This is a genomic window from Micromonospora sp. NPDC049201 (assembly GCF_055586805.1).
In genome coordinates this window covers 125,248-141,786 of the sequence record NZ_JBVJHM010000007.1, presented here as the reverse complement: position 1 = coordinate 141,786, position 16,539 = coordinate 125,248, and the positions used below count along the sequence as shown (strand labels likewise).

The 16,539-nt window shown below is 73.9% G+C and carries 14 protein-coding genes; 9 read left to right on the top strand and 5 right to left on the bottom strand.

Annotation, left to right across the window (positions count from 1 at the left end):
• Window positions 1–3: 3 nt before the first annotated feature.
• Both pgm and glgC read right to left on the bottom strand, forming a co-directional pair.
• Complete coding sequence (pgm, locus tag ACZ6O5_RS16700; RefSeq protein WP_465978066.1) at window positions 4–1,647, bottom strand: phosphoglucomutase (alpha-D-glucose-1,6-bisphosphate-dependent); 1,644 nt, start codon at window positions 1,645–1,647, stop codon at window positions 4–6.
• 32 nt (window positions 1,648–1,679) lie between these two features.
• Complete coding sequence (gene glgC, locus ACZ6O5_RS16695) at window positions 1,680–2,912, bottom strand: glucose-1-phosphate adenylyltransferase (protein WP_107156679.1); 1,233 nt, start codon at window positions 2,910–2,912, stop codon at window positions 1,680–1,682.
• Between the two features lie 94 nt (window positions 2,913–3,006).
• Here glgC and glgA point away from each other — a divergent pair, with 94 nt between their 5' ends.
• Entirely contained in the window at window positions 3,007–4,212 is a 1,206-nt protein-coding gene (gene glgA, locus ACZ6O5_RS16690; protein ID WP_465978064.1) for a glycogen synthase, read from the top strand.
• 92 nt (window positions 4,213–4,304) lie between these two features.
• Window positions 4,305–5,078 (top strand): phosphotransferase family protein, encoded by a 774-nt coding sequence (locus ACZ6O5_RS16685; RefSeq protein WP_465978062.1) that lies wholly within the window; start codon window positions 4,305–4,307, stop codon window positions 5,076–5,078.
• On the opposite strand, the gene ACZ6O5_RS16680 is transcribed toward ACZ6O5_RS16685, so the two are convergent.
• Window positions 5,075–6,184, bottom strand: coding sequence for a helix-turn-helix domain-containing protein (locus ACZ6O5_RS16680; protein WP_465978060.1), 1,110 nt, complete (start codon window positions 6,182–6,184; stop codon window positions 5,075–5,077). The two genes, ACZ6O5_RS16685 and ACZ6O5_RS16680, sit on opposite strands and share 4 nt — an antisense overlap.
• Window positions 6,185–6,200: 16 nt before the next feature.
• Window positions 6,201–6,359, bottom strand: coding sequence for a hypothetical protein (locus ACZ6O5_RS16675; RefSeq protein WP_465978058.1), 159 nt, complete (start codon window positions 6,357–6,359; stop codon window positions 6,201–6,203).
• A gap of 170 nt (window positions 6,360–6,529) precedes the next feature.
• On the opposite strand from ACZ6O5_RS16675, the gene ACZ6O5_RS16670 reads away from it, so the two are divergent.
• The 3 genes from ACZ6O5_RS16670 (at window position 6,530) to glgB (ending at window position 11,168) form a co-directional block, all read left to right on the top strand.
• Window positions 6,530–6,757 carry a winged helix-turn-helix domain-containing protein gene (locus ACZ6O5_RS16670; protein ID WP_425787159.1) on the top strand — a complete coding sequence of 76 codons (228 nt, stop codon included), beginning with the start codon at window positions 6,530–6,532 and terminating at the stop codon, window positions 6,755–6,757.
• Window positions 6,758–6,981: 224 nt separating this feature from the next.
• Window positions 6,982–9,078 (top strand): alpha-1,4-glucan--maltose-1-phosphate maltosyltransferase, encoded by a 2,097-nt coding sequence (locus tag ACZ6O5_RS16665; protein ID WP_465978056.1) that lies wholly within the window; start codon window positions 6,982–6,984, stop codon window positions 9,076–9,078.
• Entirely contained in the window at window positions 9,066–11,168 is a 2,103-nt protein-coding gene (gene glgB, locus ACZ6O5_RS16660) for a 1,4-alpha-glucan branching protein GlgB (protein ID WP_465978054.1), read from the top strand. Before ACZ6O5_RS16665 ends, glgB begins: the two co-directional genes overlap by 13 nt.
• 17 nt (window positions 11,169–11,185) lie before the next feature.
• On the opposite strand, the gene ACZ6O5_RS16655 is transcribed toward glgB, so the two are convergent.
• On the bottom strand, window positions 11,186–12,226 hold the full coding sequence (locus ACZ6O5_RS16655) for an App1 family protein (protein WP_233219583.1): 1,041 nt from the start codon (window positions 12,224–12,226) through the stop codon (window positions 11,186–11,188).
• 120 nt (window positions 12,227–12,346) lie between these two features.
• Here ACZ6O5_RS16655 and ACZ6O5_RS16650 point away from each other — a divergent pair, with 120 nt between their 5' ends.
• The 4 genes from ACZ6O5_RS16650 (at window position 12,347) to ACZ6O5_RS16635 (ending at window position 16,523) form a co-directional block, all read left to right on the top strand.
• Complete coding sequence (locus ACZ6O5_RS16650; protein WP_465978052.1) at window positions 12,347–13,930, top strand: hypothetical protein; 1,584 nt, start codon at window positions 12,347–12,349, stop codon at window positions 13,928–13,930.
• 28 nt (window positions 13,931–13,958) lie between these two features.
• Complete coding sequence (gene yaaA, locus ACZ6O5_RS16645) at window positions 13,959–14,756, top strand: peroxide stress protein YaaA (protein WP_465978050.1); 798 nt, start codon at window positions 13,959–13,961, stop codon at window positions 14,754–14,756.
• Window positions 14,757–14,863: 107 nt separating this feature from the next.
• The gene (locus ACZ6O5_RS16640; protein WP_465978048.1) at window positions 14,864–15,514 is read left to right on the top strand and encodes a hypothetical protein; all 651 of its coding nucleotides are present in this window, start codon (window positions 14,864–14,866) and stop codon (window positions 15,512–15,514) included.
• A 55-nt stretch (window positions 15,515–15,569) separates the two neighbouring features.
• A complete protein-coding gene (locus ACZ6O5_RS16635; RefSeq protein WP_465978046.1) occupies window positions 15,570–16,523 on the top strand; it encodes a TAXI family TRAP transporter solute-binding subunit in 954 nt (317 codons plus the stop codon).
• Window positions 16,524–16,539: the final 16 nt, after the last annotated feature.

Below are 16,539 nucleotides of genomic sequence, written 5' to 3'. Positions count from 1 at the left end.
CCGTCAGGCCGTGCCGAGCACGCCGTCGACGAGTGACTTCGCCTCGTCCTGGATGCGGGCCAGGTGCTCCGGCCCCTGGAACGACTCGGCATAGATCTTGTAGACGTCCTCGGTGCCCGACGGCCGGGCCGCGAACCAGCCCGACTCGGTGGTCACCTTCAGCCCGCCGATCGACGCGCCGTTGCCCGGAGCGCTGGTGAGCGTGGCGGTGATCGGCTCGCCGGCCAGTTCGGTGGCGGTCACCTGCTCCGGCGAGAGCTTGCCGAGGACGGCCTTCTGTTCCCGGCTGGCCGGGGCGTCGATCCGGGCGTAGGCGGGCGCGCCGAACCGCCCGGCCAGCTCGGCCCAGTGTTCGCTGGGCGTGCGCCCGGTCACCGCGATGATCTCGGCGGCCAGCAGGCAGAGCAGGATGCCGTCCTTGTCGGTGGTCCAGGTGCTGCCGTCGCGGCGCAGGAAGGACGCACCGGCGCTCTCCTCGCCGCCGAAGCCGACCGTGCCGTCGAGCAGGCCGGGCACGAACCACTTGAAGCCGACCGGCACCTCCAGCAGCGGCCGGCCCAGGTCGGCCGCGACCCGGTCGATCATCGAGGAGGAGACAAGCGTCTTGCCCACCGCCGCGGCCGGGCTCCACCGCTCCCGGGTACGGAACAGGTGGCCGATCGCCACCGCCAGGTAGTGGTTGGGGTTCATCAGCCCGCCGTCGGGCGTGACGATGCCGTGGCGGTCGGCGTCGGCGTCGTTGCCGGTGGAGACCGCGAAGCGGTCCCGGGCGGCGATCAGCGAGGCCATCGCGTTCGGCGAGGAGCAGTCCATCCGGATCTTGCCGTCGCCGTCGAGTGTCATGAACCGCCAGGTCGGGTCCACCTCCGGGTTGATCACCGTGAGGTCGAGGCGGTGCCGCTCGGCGATCTCCCCCCAGTACGCCACGCTCGCCCCGCCCATCGGGTCGGCCCCGACGCGCACCCCGGCGTCCCGGATCGCGTCGATGTCCAGCACGGCGGGCAGGTCGTCGACGTACCGGGCGAGGAAGTCGTACTCCCCGGTGGTGTCGGCGGCGCGGGCCCGCGCGTACGGGATGCGCTTCACCTCCTTGAGCCCGGCGGCGAGGATGGCGTTCGCGCGGTCCTGGATCCACGTCGTGACGTCGGTGTCGGCCGGCCCGCCGTTGGTGGGGTTGTACTTGAACCCGCCGTCGGAGGGCGGGTTGTGCGACGGCGTGATCACGATTCCGTCGGCGAGCCCGCCGGCGCGGCCCCGGTTGTGGGTGAGGATGGCGTGCGACGCCGCCGGGGTCGGGGTGTAGCCGTCCCGGCTGTCGCGCAGCACGGTGACGTCGTTCGCGGCCAGCACCTCCAGCGCGTTCGCCTCGGCCGGCGCGGAGAGCGCGTGGGTGTCCCGGGCCAGGAACAGCGGCCCGTCCACGCCGTGCTCCCGCCGGTAGTCGCAGAGCGCCTGGGTCACGGCGAGGATGTGGTCCTCGTTGAACGCGTTGCGCAGGCTCGACCCGCGGTGCCCGGAGGTGCCGAAGGAGACCTGCTGCGCCGGGTCGTCCGGGTCCGGGTGCTCGGCGTAGTAGGCGGTGACCAGCCGGGGCACGTCGACCAGGTCGGCGGGCTCGGCGGGCTGCCCGGCACGGGGGTGGGCCACTGCGGGATCCTCCTCGGGTTGGATGGGGCCGGTCAGGGCTCGACGCGCTGGCCCTTGCCGATGACGACGATGCCGTTGTCGGAGACGGTGTAACGCTGGCGGTCCTTCTCCAGGTCGACGCCGATCTCGGCGCCCTCCGGAACGTAGACGTTCTTGTCCAGGATCGCGCGGCGGACGACCGCGTGCCGGCCGATCTCCACGCCCTCCATCAGCACCGCGCCGTCGACGTGCGCCCAGGAGTGCACCTTGGCCTTCGGCGAGACGACCGAGTTCTCCACCAGCGAGCCGGAGATCACCGCGCCGGGCGAGACCATCGAGCCGACCGCCCGGCCGACCCGCTCGCCCCACTGGTGGACGAACTTGGCCGGCGGGTACGGCGGCTGGTCGGTGTAGATCGGCCAGTCGAAGTTGTAAAGGTTGAACACCGGGTGCACGTTGATCAGATCCATGTGCGCGTCGTAGAACGAGTCGAGCGTCCCCACGTCGCGCCAGTAGCCGCGGTCCCGGTCGGTGCTGCCCGGCACCTCGTTGTCCTTGAAGTCGTAGACGTTGGCCTCGCCGCGCTCGACCAGCATCGGGATGATGCTGCCGCCCATGTCGTGCTTGCTCGTCTTGTCCTCCGCGTCGCGCTCGACCGCCTCGCAGAGCGCGCCCGTGGAGAACACGTAGTTGCCCATCGAGGCGTAGATCTGGTCGGGCGCGTCGGGCAGCCCCACCGCGTCGGTGGGCTTCTCCCGGAACGCCCGGATCCGCTTGCCGTCCTCGCCGACCTCGATCACGCCGAACTGGTCGGCCATGCTCAGCGGCTGGCGGATGCCGGCCACCGTCACCCCGGCGCCGGAGGCGATGTGGTCCTCCACCATCTGCCGGGGGTCCATCCGGTAAATGTGGTCGGCGCCGAAGACGATCACGTAGTCGGGCTGCTCGTCGTTGATCAGGTTGAAGCTCTGGTAGATCGCGTCGGCCGAGCCGGCGAACCACCACGGGCCGCGGCGCTGCTGCGCCGGCACCGGCGTGACGTAGTTGCCGAGGAGCGTCGACATCCGCCAGGTCTTGGTGATGTGACGGTCCAGGGAGTGGGACTTGTACTGGGTCAGCACGACGATCTTGAGAAAGCCGGCGTTCGCCAGGTTGGAGAGGACGAAGTCGACCATGCGGTACATCCCGCCGAAGGGGACGGCCGGCTTCGCCCGGTCGGTGGTCAGGGGCATCAGGCGCTTGCCCTCCCCGCCGGCCAGGACGATCGCGAGCACCTTGGCAGCCATGGTCAGACGCTATCCACCCGGACGCGACTTCACCACTCGGACGGCCACACTTGCGTACCGGGTGCGATCCGGCGGTCTGCACTAGGGTGCGGGCATGGCACCGATGCGCGTCGACCTGCTCACCCGTGAATACCCGCCGGAGGTCTACGGCGGGGCCGGGGTGCACGTGGAGTACCTGGCCCGCGAGCTGCGCCGCCTCGCCGACGTGCGGGTGCACTGCTTCGGCGCGCCGCGCGACGAGCCGGGCGTCACCGCGTACCCCGAGCCGGCCGGGCTGGCCGGCGCGAACGCCGCGCTGCGCGTCATGGGCGTCGACCTGGAGATGGCCGCCGGCACCGCCGGCACCGACGTGGTGCACAGCCACACCTGGTACGCCAACCTGGCCGGGCACACCGCGAAGCTGCTGCACGGGGTGCCGCACGTGGTGAGCGCGCACAGCCTGGAGCCGCTGCGCCCGTGGAAGGCCGAACAGCTCGGCGGCGGGTACGCGCTCTCCTCCTGGTGCGAGCGGACCGCGTACGAGAGCGCCGACGCGATCATCGCGGTGAGCGAGGGCATGCGGCGCGACGTGCTCACCGCGTACCCGGCGGTGGACCCGGACCGGGTCCGGGTGGTCTACAACGGCATCGACACCGCGCAGTACGCCCCGGACCGGAACACCGACGTGCTCGACCGGCTCGGCATCGACCCGGCCCGACCCAGCGTGGTCTACGTCGGGCGGATCACCCGGCAGAAGGGCCTGCCGTACCTGCTGCGCGCGGCCCGGGAGCTGCCCGCCGACACCCAGCTCGTGCTGCTGGCCGGCGCGCCGGACACCCCCGAGATCGGCGCCGAGGTCGAGGAGCTGGCCGCCGAGCTGCGGGCGAAGCGCTCGGGCGTGGTCTGGGTGGCGGCGATGCTGCCCAAGCACGAGGTGATCCAGGTGCTCACGCACGCCACGATCTTCGTCTGCCCGTCCGTCTACGAGCCGATGGGCATCGTCAACCTGGAGGCGATGGCCTGCGAGACGGCCGTGGTGGCCACCGCCACCGGCGGCATCCCGGAGGTCGTCGCCGACGGCGAGACCGGGTTGCTGGTGCCGATCGAGCAGGCCGCCGACGGCTCCGGCACGCCACGTGACCCGGAACGCTTCGTGGCCGACCTGGCCGCCCGGATGAACGAGCTGCTGGCCGACCCGGCGCGGATCGCGGCGTTCGGCGCGGCCGGCCGCCGGCGCGCGGTGGAGCACTTCTCCTGGCCCGCCATCGCCGACCAGACGCTCGCCCTCTACCACTCCGTGAAAGGCGGGGCCCCCTCTTAACGCCTCCGGTAGAGGCGGGGCCCCTTGTTGACAGGTGTCCCGGCCGGCAAACTCCGGCGACATCGGCGGCCGTCCCCGCCAGGATGGCCGACATGGCAGAGCCCGCCGGGACGTCCGGCACGCAGGACGTCGAGGTCGTCGTCGCCCACCGCCAGCGCGTGACGCTGCGCGTCGGCGACGTGTTCCTGAAGATCGACGGTGACCCGTCGCACGCCGACATCGAGGTGCGGGCGATGGCCCTGGCGCCGATACCGACCCCGGCGGTCCGCTGGCACGAGCCGCCCGTACTCGCGATCGCCGCCGTGCCCGGCACGGCGCTCGGCCTTCTCGGCGAACCGTCGGCCGCGTCGCCGGCGGCGTGGGCCGCCACGGGCGCCGCCGTCCGGCGGCTGCACGACGCGCCGTTGCCGCCGTGGCCGGGCCGCCGGCTCGACGACGTGGCGGCGGAACTCGACCGCGAGTGCGCGTGGCTGCTCGCCAACGCCGTCCTGCCCGCCGAGGTGATCCGGCGCAACCGGGAGATCGCCGGGGCGGCGCTCCGGCCGCGGAAACCGGTGTTCGTCCACGGCGACCTCCAGATCACCCACGTGTTCGTCGACGGCGACGAGGTCACCGGCGTCATCGACTGGTCCGAGGCCGCTCCCGGGGACGCCATGGCCGACCTCGCGACGCTGACGCTCGGGCACGAGGAACGCCTCGACGACCTGCTCGCGGGCTACGGCGCCGGCGCGGACCGGGAGGCGATCCGCGCCTGGTGGTCGCTGCGCAGCCTGGTGGCGTCGCGCTGGCTGATCGAGCACGGCTTCGACCCGGACGCGCCGGGATGCGAGTTCGACGTGCTCCGGGCCCGGATGCGGGAACCCTAGGCGGGCCGGGCGGTGGCGAGACGGGGCAGGCCGGGCGGGGCGGCCGGCGACCGCGCCACCACGGCGATCAGATCCCGCGCGGCCGGCCGGTCGTGGACCTCGCCGCGCGCGGTGCGTTCGGCCTCCAGCAGCGCCCGACCGGCGCGGAGCCCGTCGCCCACCGAGGCGTGCAGCCGCGCCACGTCGAGCAGGTACGCGGCCCGGTGCTCGGCCGGCAGCCACCGCCACTCGTCGCCGGCGGTCAGCCGCTCGTGGCGTACCGTCGCCGCCGTGACCTCGCCGAGCGCCGCCTCGGCGACCACCCGCGCGGCCTCGATCGCCGCCCGGCTGTTTTCCTTGTCGCCGGCCCGCTCCGCGCGGTCGAGCAGTTCGCGGGCGGCGGGCCCGTCCCCCTGGGCGGCGGCGGCGAGCGCGGCCTGCGTCAGCAGCGCGCCGCGTAGGCCGGGGTCGTCGGCGCGGCGGGCGGCGACGAGTGCGGCGTCCCGCGCGGACCGTCGCCGGCCGACCGCCCGCAGTGCCTGGACCAGCGGCACGGTCGCAATGGCGGTGAGTCGCACGTCGGTGGCCGACCGGGCGACGGCGATCGCCCGGTCGGCGGCCAGCCAGGCAAGCTCCGCCCGGTCGAGCTTCACCAGTGTCAGGGCGACCAGCCCGTACGCCGGCACCAGCAGCGCGTCGGCCGTCGGGCCCGCGGGGACGGCGCGAGCGTCGTCCACCAGGTCCGGCAGCAGGGCGAGCAGCGCCGGATAGCGGGCATGCCGGTAGCTCTGCTCCGCGTGTTCCAGCCGGGCACGCAGCCGCGTCGGGTCGGGCGGTGGAGTGGCGGTCGGGAGGTGGTAGCGGGCGAGCGCGGCACGCAGGCGCTCCACGTCGACGACGGGGGCAGGCGACCGGTCCGGCGACTCGACGAGCAGGACCTCCAAGTCGATCCGGAGCGCGTCGGCGATCTCGCGGAGGTTGGACACCCGTTCCAGCCGGCGTACCCCGCGTTCGACCTTGTCCACCCAGCTCTTCGACTTGCCGAGGCGGTCGGCGAACTGCTGCTGCGTCAGGTTGCGCCGCACCCGCCACTGGGCGACGCGGCGGCCCACCGGCAGCTCGTTCACCGCCGGCCCGTCCCGCTCACCGGAGCAACCCCAGCAGGAGCAGAGCGAGTACGAGCAACGCGACCGTCGCGCCGTAGGCGTACTGCCGTCGGGTCAGCGCCGCGCGTTCGGTTCGGGGTGGCCCGGGCACCCGGTCACCGTCCGGCACCCGCCCCTCATGCGGTAGCTCACGCATCCACGCCTCCTGAACGGTCGACCAGGAACTGAGAATCGGGAGGATCCGTTGCTGACGAGAGCACCCCGACCACTCCAACTTAGAAGGCATAGCCTGCACAGTCAACAGAGCATGCACGGCGCGTCACTCCGAGTGCGAAGATCGGATCGCTGACGAGAGGTGGCGCCCCCATGCCGCAGACACCGCTGTATGAGCAGATCATCGCCGATGTCACGGCCTCGATCCGTGCGGGCACCCTGCATCCCGGCGACAAGCTGCCGTCCATCGCCGAACTGCGTGAGCAGTACCAATCCAGTGCCTGGCCGGTCCGATACGCCCTGCGCATCCTGGACGAGCGGGGCTGGATCATCACCCACCAGGGCAAGGGCTCGTTCGTGGCCCCGAAACCACCCGCCTGAGCCGGGTGCGGGACTCCGCGCCGGCGGTGGGTTCGCTCGCGCCGCTACGAACTTGATGCCTTGGACGAGTCACGAGGCGAACCGTTTACGCCATCAAGTTGGTAGGGCCGGCACGCGGTAGGTGCCTGCGCACGCCGGAGACCCCGCCGCGCGGCGGTGGGCACCGACGGGGGCATCGGGGGCGCTGCCGAGCGCGAGACGATCTCGCGCAGTAGGTTGAGCGGGTGACTGGACGGTTCCCGATCGAAGACGTCTCCCCCGTCGTCGCCTGCGGTCGCTACCCGGCCAAGGCGGTGGTCGGCGAGGTCGTGCCGGTGTCGGCCCGCGCCTACCGCGAGGGCCACGACGCGCTCGGCTGCAACGTGGTCTGGCTCGGCCCGGACGGCGCGGCCCGCCCGTTCACCCGGATGCGTCCCGGCGAGCCGGGGCAGGACCGCTGGCACGCCACCATCTGCCCGGACGCGGTCGGCGAGTGGCGGTTCACCGTCGAGGCGTTCGGAGATCCGTACCTCACCTGGCAGAACGCGGTGACCAAGAAGCTGGCCGCCGGGCAGGGGCCGGCCGAGCTGGCCAACGACCTGGCCGAGGGCGCGCGAGTGCTGACCGCCGCGCTCGACCTGGTGCCGAAGGCCGACCAGGAGCGCGTGCGGGCAGCCGTCAAGGCGTTGCGCGACGACGCCAAGAGCCTGCCCCACCGGGTGAGCGCGGCGCTGGACCTCGCGCCGCTGCTCTGGGCGCACCCGGTCCGTGAGCTGGTCACCACCGGCGACGAGCGGACGCTGTGGGTGGACCGGCCGCGCGCGCTGTTCTCCGCCTGGTACGAGTTCTTCCCCCGTTCCGAGGGCGCGATCCCGGCCACCGTGGACGCGCCGGCCCGCTCCGGCACGTTCGGCACCGCGCTCGACCGGCTGCCCGGCGTCGCCGCGATGGGCTTCGACGTGCTCTACCTGCCGCCGATCCACCCGATCGGCCGGGTCAACCGCAAGGGCCGCAACAACGCGCTCACCGCCGGGCCGGACGACGTGGGCTCGCCGTGGGCGATCGGCGCGGCCGAGGGCGGCCACGACGCCATCCACCCCGACCTGGGTACGCCGGAGGACTTCCGCGACTTCGTCGCCGCCGCCGCCGAGCAGGGCCTGGAGGTGGCGATGGACCTGGCGTTGCAGTGCGCGCCGGACCACCCGTGGGTCACCGAGCACCCGGAGTGGTTCACCACCCGCGCCGACGGCAGCATCGCGTACGCGGAGAACCCGCCGAAGAAGTACCAGGACATCTACCCGGTGAACTTCGACAACGACCCGGAGGGCATCCGGGCCGAGGTGCTGCGGGTGGTCCGGCACTGGGTCGGCGAGGGCGTGAAGATCTTCCGGGTCGACAACCCGCACACCAAGCCGTTCGACTTCTGGCACTGGCTGATCGCCGAGGTGAAGCGCGTCGACCCGGACGTGTTGTTCCTGGCCGAGGCGTTCACCCGCCCGGCGATCATGCACGGGCTGGGCAAGGTCGGCTTCACCCAGTCGTACACCTATTTCACCTGGCGCACGACGGCGGCCGAGATGCGGGAGTACTGCGAGGAGCTGGTCGCCTCGGCGGACTGGATGCGGCCGAACTTCTGGCCCAACACGCCCGACATCCTGCACGAGTCGTTGCAGCACGGCGGGCCGCCGATGTTCAAGATCCGGGCGGTGCTGGCCGCGCTGCTCAGCCCCTCCTGGGGCATGTACGCCGGCTTCGAGCTGTTCGAGCACGTCGCGCGTCCGGGCGCCGAGGAGTACCTGGACAACGAGAAGTACGAGCTGCGGCCCCGGGACTGGGCCGGCGCGCTGGCGCGCGGGCGGTCGCTGGCGCCGTTCATCACCACGCTCAACCGGGTCCGGCGCGACAACCCGGCCCTGCACCAGCTCCGCAACCTGCGTTTCCACGACATCGACAACCCGGCGCTGCTGTGCTGGTCGAAGCACGACCCGGCGACCGGCAACACGGTGATCGTGGTCTGCTCGTTCGACTCCCGCACCGTGCAGTGGGGCAACACCACGCTCGACATGCCGGCGCTCGGGTTCGACTGGCACGAGCGGTTCACCGTGCGCGACGAGCTGACCGGCGCGGAGTACGACTGGGGGCAGCGCAACGCGGTGCGCCTCGACCCGTACCTGCAACCGGCGCACGTGCTCACCGTGCGCCGCCCGGCGCCACCGGCCGACGCCGAGCCGGCGCACCCGGCGACGCCCGACCTGACCGTCGAAGACGTACCCGCCGACCTCTCCGGCGGCACCGCACCGACCGCACCGGCCGAGAAGGACGACGCACGATGGACCAGCTGATCGCCGGCGAGGCGCACGACCCGCACGCCGTACTCGGCGCGCACCCGGCCGACGGGAGCACCACGATCCGCACGCTGCGCCGGGGCGCGGGTGAGGTGGCGCTGCTCGTCGACGGGGAACGGCACCCGATGAAGCGGGTGCACGACGTCGGCGTCTTCGAGTCGGTGGTGCCCGGCGAGGTGCTCGACTACCGGGTCGAGGTGGACGGCGCGACGCTCGACGACCCGTACCGTTACCCGCCCACGCTCGGCGACCTGGACCTGCACCTGATCGGCGAGGGGCGACACGAGCGGCTCTGGTCGGCGCTCGGCGCCCGGGTCTTCGACGAGGGCGTGGCGTTCACGGTCTGGGCGCCCAACGCCCGCGGCGTGCGGGTGGTCGGCGACTTCACCGGCTGGGGGCCGGACGACGGCTGGCCGATGCGCTCGCTCGGGTCCAGCGGCGTGTGGGAGGTCTTCCTGCCCGGCGTGCCGGCCGGCAGCCGCTACAAGTACCGCATTCTCGGCGCCGACGGCCGGTGGCGGGACAAGGCCGACCCGATGGCCACCCGCACCGAGGTGCCGCCGGCCACCGCGTCGGTGGTGCACCATTCGGCGTACGCGTGGGGCGACGCGGAGTGGCTGGAGCGCCGGGCGACGCGGCGACCGCACGAGGAGCCGATGAGCGTGTACGAGGTGCACCTGGGCTCCTGGCGGCCCGGCCTCGGCTACCGCGAGCTGGCCGAGCAGTTGACCGCGTACGTCACCGAGATGGGCTTCACGCACGTGGAGCTGCTGCCGGTGATGGAGCATCCGTACGGCGGCTCGTGGGGTTACCAGGTCACCGGCTTCTACGCGCCCACCGCCCGCTTCGGCGACCCGGACGACTTCCGCCACCTGGTCGACCGGCTGCACGCCGCCGGCATCGGGGTCCTCCTCGACTGGGTGCCGGGGCACTTCGCCACGGACGAGTGGGCCCTCGCGCGCTTCGACGGCGCCCCGCTCTACGAGCACCCCGACCCGCGCCGCGGCGAGCAGCCCGACTGGGGCACATACGTGTTCGACTTCGGACGCAACGAGGTGCGCAACTTCCTGGTCGCGAACGCGCTCTACTGGCTGGACGAGTTCCACGTCGACGGGCTGCGCGTCGACGCGGTCGCCTCGATGCTGTACCTCGACTACTCCCGGCCGGAGGGGCAGTGGGCCCCGAACGTGCACGGCGGCCGGGAGAACCTGGAGGCCATCGCGCTGCTCCAGGAGGTCAACGCCACCGTCTACCGAAACCATCCGGGCGTGCTGATGGTCGCCGAGGAGTCCACCGCCTGGCCGGGCGTCACCCGGCCGACCTCGGACGGCGGGCTCGGCTTCGGGTTCAAGTGGAACATGGGCTGGATGCACGACACCCTGCTCTACACCTCGAAGGACCCGATCTACCGCCAGCACCACCACCACCAGCTCACGTTCTCCCTGGCGTACGCGTGGAGCGAGAACTACGTGCTGCCGATCAGCCACGACGAGGTGGTGCACGGCAAGGGCTCGCTCGCGGGCAAGATGCCGGGCGACACCTGGCAGCGGCTGGCGAACGTGCGGGCGCTGCTGGCGTACATGTGGGCGCACCCGGGCAAGCAGTTGCTCTTCATGGGCTGCGAGCTGGCCGACGACCGGGAGTGGAGCGAGGAGCGCGGCCTCGACTGGTACCTCACCCACGACCCGGCCCGCGCCGGCGTGCAGCGCCTGGTCGCCGACCTGAACCGCGCCTACCGGGCCACCCCGGCGCTCTGGGCGCAGGACACCGACCCGGCCGGGTTCCGCTGGATCGCCGGCGACGACGTCGCCAACAACGCGGTCTCGTTCATCCGGATCGCCCCGGACGGCGGGACGCTGGTGTGCGTGGCGAACTTCTCCGCGACGCCGCTGGCGGACTACCGCATCGGCCTGCCGGCGGGCGGCACCTGGACCGAGGCGTTGAACACCGACGCCCACCACTACGGCGGGTCGGGGGTGGGAAACCTGGGCGAGGTGCACGCGGAGCACATCCCGTGGCACGGCCTGCCCGCCTCAGCGGCCCTCCAGGTCCCCCCGCTGGGCGTCCTCTGGCTCCGCCAGAACTGACGACGGAGCCGGCGCGGTCAGACCAGGTCGGCTTCGCGGAGGAGTTTCCACAGGCCGGCGCCGTCGGGGGCGCTGAGCCACTTCTGGCCGATCGGGCCGGAGGAGGACCGTCCCTGCGGCGCGGGGAGGCTGCCGGCGAGTACGGACTGCGTCGGCGACAGCCGCCGGATCGCCACGCCGGCCACGTTGTCCGGGTGGGCGGCGGCGAACTCCCGGTAGATCTCCGGGTCGTGCTGCCCGTCGTCGCCGATGAGCAGCCAGCGCACCTCGGGGAACTCCCGGGACAGCCGGGCCAGCGTGGCCCGCTTGTGCTCCCGCCCGCTGCGGAACCAGCGGTCGGCGGTCGGCCCCCAGTCGGTGAGCAGCAGCGGCCCGGCCGGGTAGAGGTGCCGGGACAGGAACCGGGTCAGCGTCGGCGCGACGTTCCAGGCGCCGGTGGAGAGGTAGAAGACCGGCGCGCCGGGGTGGGCGGTGGCCAGGCGCTCGTAGAGCACCGCCATGCCGGGCACGGCGTTGCGGGCGTGCTCGTCGAGCACGAACGTGTTCCACGCGGCGAGCATCGGCCGGGGCAGCGCGGTCACCATGACCGTGTCGTCGATGTCGGAGAGGATGCCGAACCGGACGTTCGGGTCGAGGACGCGCACCAGCGCCTCCACCGGCTCGGCGTCCGCCACGCTCAGCCGTACGCAGCCCCAGCCGGGCGTGAAGTCACCCTCGACGACGGTGTCGACGAAACCGCTGCGGTCCGCGGTCACCTCGTGGCGCACGCCGTTGACCTCGACGGTCACCCGGGCGTGCTTGGCCGGCAGGGTGGCGAAGCTGCGCCAGCCGCGCACCTTGTCCAGCCGGCCGCGGCGGCGGGTGTCCGGTCGGCCCAGCAGCACGCGGCAGAGCACCCGCGCCCAGCCCGGCGCGCCGTAGCCGGCGTACGCGATGATGTTGGGCTGCCACCCGGTGCGCCGCAACCGGCGCTCCACCAGGCCGTGCAGCGCGTCCTCGATGCGCGCGGCGCGGTGCAGTTGGGGCACGGCGAGCTGGTCCGGTGGTGTGGGCGGCACGTGCCAACCCTGCCACAACCGGCCGGGCCCGGCCACGCGAGTGATCTCCGCCGATCCGCCCCGGCACCGGGTGAGCGGCGTGTCAGACTGCGGTCGAGGGCGACGACGGGGGCCTGGGTCGTGTCGACAGCGAAGCGCAACCCGGACGCGCCGGCGCTGGTGGCGTTGCTGCTGGGCGCGGCCGGGGTCGGCTACCGGCTGGTGCTGACGCTGTTCACGGTGCCCGCCTCGAACAGTGACGAGGCCACGTTCGGCCTGGCCGCGCTGCACATCGCCGGCGGCCACGAGCGGCCGGTCTTCCTCTACGGCCAGCGTTACATGGGGATGCTGGAGTCGTACCTGGCCGCGCCGCTGGTGGGCGGGGCCGGGCCGAGCTGGCCGGTGCTGCGGCTGCCACTGCTCGCGCTCTACGCGGTCTTCCTGTGGTTGGCCTACCGGTTGACCCGCCGGCTCTTCTCCCCCTGGCTGGCGGTGGCCGTGGTGGGCCTGCTGGCGCTCGGCTCGGAGCGGGTGGTCCGGGACCAGCTCACCGTGGTCGGCGGCCGGCCCGAGGTCAAACCGACGGTCCTGGCGTTGCTGCTGCTCGCGGTCGCGCTCGGCGAGCGGCAGGTCCGGCACCGCTGGCTCGCCACCGGCGCGTTCGGCCTGCTCACCGGGCTGGCGCTCTGGTCGGACTGGCTGATCACGCCCTACCTGCTGGCGGCCGGCGTGGTGCTGGTGCTGGCCGCGCCCCGGGATCTGATCGGCTGGCCGGGCGTGCTGCTGGCCGTCGGCTTCCTGGCCGGCGTCGCGCCGATGATCAAGGACAACGTGGTGGCGCCGGACGGGCAGGACTCGCTGTCGGTGTTCCGGGAGATCAGCACGAAGGAGGGGGTCGCCCCGTCGCTCGCGGCGCGGCTGCACGGCGGGCTGCTGGAGGGGGTGCCGCTGGCGTCCGGGCTCTGCCCGATGGACGGCTGCGCGCGCTGGGCGCAGTGGTTCGGCGTGCTCTACCCGGTGCTGCTGGTGACCGCCGCCGGGCTCGGCGTGGTCGCGTACCGCCGGGCCGGGGACCCGGCCGCGCGGGTCCGGGCCACGGCGATCCTCGCGCTGGTCGCCGGCGCCGCGTTGACGCTGCTGGCGTACGTGCGCAGCCCGCTCGCCGCCACCGACCCGTTGGGCGACGCGCGTTACCTGTCGGTGCTCCAGGTGTCGCTGCCGGCGGTGCTCTGGCCGCTCTGGCGGGCCGCCGTACCCGCGCTGCGGGCCACCGCCGGCCGGGCGGACCGGCTGCGCGGCGTGCCGGCCGCCGTGGTGCTGGCCGGGCTGACCGCCGCCACGCTGGCCGGCACCGCGACGCTCCTGGTCGGCCTGCCCGGGATCCGCGCCGACGAGCGGGACGCCCGCCGGCTGGCCGGCGCGGTGCGGCGCGCCGGGCTGCACGAGGTGTACGGCGACTACTGGACCTGCAACCGGCTGATCTTCAACACCGGCGAGGCGGTGGCCTGCGGTGTGCTGGACGGCAACCTGACCCCGGGACAGAACCGCTACCCGGCGTACTGGCAGCGGGTGGCACGGGCGGCCCGCCCCGGGTACGTGGTGGCGGTCGGGTCGCCGGCCGAACGCGCCCTGCGGCGGCTGCTGGGCGGGCGGGCCGACGCGGCGGTGGTGGCCGAGGTGGGGCGCAGTCGCGTGTACCACCCGGAGCGTGCCGTGCGGCCGTGACGCTGACGCCCGCCCGTACGCTGTGCCGATGCTCATCCTGCTGCCCCCGTCCGAGGGCAAGGCCGACGCCGGCACCGGCCGCCGGCTGGACCTGTCCCGGCTCTCCCTGCCCGAGCTGAACCCGGCCCGGGACGCGGTGCTGGACGCGCTCGTCGCGCTGTGCGCCGGGCCGGACGAGGCCGCCGCCCGGGACGCGCTGGGGCTGAGCGAGGGACAGCGCGGCGAGCTGCGCCGCAACGCGCGACTGCGGGTGGCGGCGACCGCGCCGGCCGGGCGGCTCTACACCGGGGTGCTCTACGAGGCGCTCGACCTGGCCACGCTACCCCCGGCGGCGCAGCGGGCCGCCCGCCGGTCGGTGCTGATCAGCTCCGGCCTGTGGGGCGCGGTGCGGCTCACCGACCGGGTGCCGCCGTACCGCTGCCCGGTCGGGGCGCGGCTGCCGGGGATCGGTGCGCTGTCGGCGTACTGGCGGGCCGCGCTGGACCCGGCCGTGACGGCGGCGGCGGGTCGCGGCCCGGTGCTGGACCTGCGCTCCGGCGCGTACGCGGCCACCTGGACGCCGTCGGGCCCGCTCGCCGACCGGACGGTGACGGTGCGGGTGCTGCACGAACGGCTGGTGGACGGCACCCCGTCCCGGTCGGTGGTGAGCCACTTCAACAAGGCCACCAAGGGCCGGCTGGTCCGGGACCTGCTCGTCGCCGACGCCCGCCCGCGCAGTGCCGCGGCGCTGGTGGGGGCGTTGCGCGAGCTGGGGCACACGGTCGAGGAGGGCCCGCGCACCCCCGGCCGGCCCCGGTTGCTCGACGTGGTCGTCACCGAACTCTGAGCGCGGCTTCGCGCAAATTTTGCTCAAGGCTCGGGCGCAGCGGTTCCCCGGCCCGGCGGCGCGGGCCACGGTAGAGGGGCCACGACGCCGACCAAGGAGCTGTGCCGATGCTCTCCGAGCCCACCACGCTGCTCGACCGGCCGCGCCCGTCGTCGCCCCCGCCGCTGGACTGGCCGACCCTGACCGACGCCTTCGAACTCGCCTGCCTGGTGCGCTGCACGACGCCGCCGGCCGGGCACGTCCGCCGGCTCGACGTCGACCCGTACCGGGGCGGGATCGCCGAGTTCAACCGGGAGGACGCGGCGCACCGGATGCGGTACCTGCTGCGCCGGCTCGACGTGCCGGTCGCGCACGAGCTGACCACCGGTGGGCTGCGCCGCCGGTACGAGTTGCACCGGCTGTCGGTGTTCCCGGAGCACCGGTCGACGTACGCGAACCTGCTGGCGGCCGGCTGGCGGCAGGGCCGTCGCGAGCTGCTCGGCGGGCCGTTCCCGGGCGCGTCGACGGCTCGCCGCGTCTGGCGTCCCCGGCTGGCCACCGCGGTCTGGCGGGCCGCGCTGCTCGCGGGCGGCCGGCACGTACGCCGGCACTGCCTCGGCATCCGGCTCACCGACCGGGACCTGGCGGCGGTGCTGGTGCGCGGCGCGGCGCTGCTGGAGGTGCCGGCGGCGTTGCGGCCGGGTTCGGGCTGTTTCCTGGTGAGCGTCGCCAACGGCGAGCACCGGGCCCGGATCACCGAGAGCGCCGCCCTGGGCTGACCGGTCCCGGGGGCGGGCTTGCGCGGCGGCGGTTGCACGGCGCAGAGTGCAGCGCGTGAACCGACACTGGTCTGCGCGCGGCCGGCGCCGGACCGCGGCCCCGCTGGCGTTGCTGCTGCTGCTCGTCGCCGGGGTGGCCGGTTGCCGGGACGAGCCCACCGAGCCGGTGCGTATCCGGATCGCCACCGGCAGCCCGACCGCCGTCTACCATGCCTTCGGCCAGTCGCTCGCCGCGCTGCTCAACCGGGAGCTGCCCGGGGTGCGGGCGGACGTGGTGGTGACCGCCGCCTCCGCGCAGAACGTCCGGCTGGTCGGCGCCGGCGACGCGGAGCTGGGCTTCACCCAGGCCGACGTGCTGCCGCCCCGGGAGCCGGCCCACCCGGCCGTGCTCGCCGTGGCCCGGGTCTACGACGACCTGCTGCACCTGGTGACCACCGCCGGCGGCCCGGTCCGCACGCTGGCCGACCTGCGAGGGCGGCGGGTCTCGGTGGGCGCCGACGGCTCCGGCACCGAGGTGACCGCCACCCGGCTGCTGGAGGTGGCGCAGCTCGGCCGTGCCCGGATCCGCCAGGAGCACCTGGGGCTGGACGACTCGGTGGCCGCGCTGCGCGAGGGGCGGATCGACGCGTTCTTCTTCTCCGGCGGCCTGCCGGTGCGGGGCGTCGCCGAGCTGGCCCAACGCACCGCACTGCGGATGGTGGACCTGGGCGACTGGACCGAGCCGCTGCGGCGCGCGTACGGGCAGGTCTACGTCACCCGGGACATTCCCCGCTCGGTCTACCAGTCGGAGCCGGTCAGCACGGTGGCCAACCCGAACTACCTGATCGTCCGCGCCAGCCTCCCCGCCGACCTGGTGCGCGAGGTGACCCGGTTGCTGATGGAACGCCGGGAGGAGCTGGCCGCGGCGCATCCGGCGGCCGGCCGGATGAGCCCACGGTCGGCGATCGTGACCACCCCGCTGCCGCTGCACCCGGGCGCGGCCCGGTGGTACCGCGACGCCAAGCCCTGACCGGACCCCGGAGCCT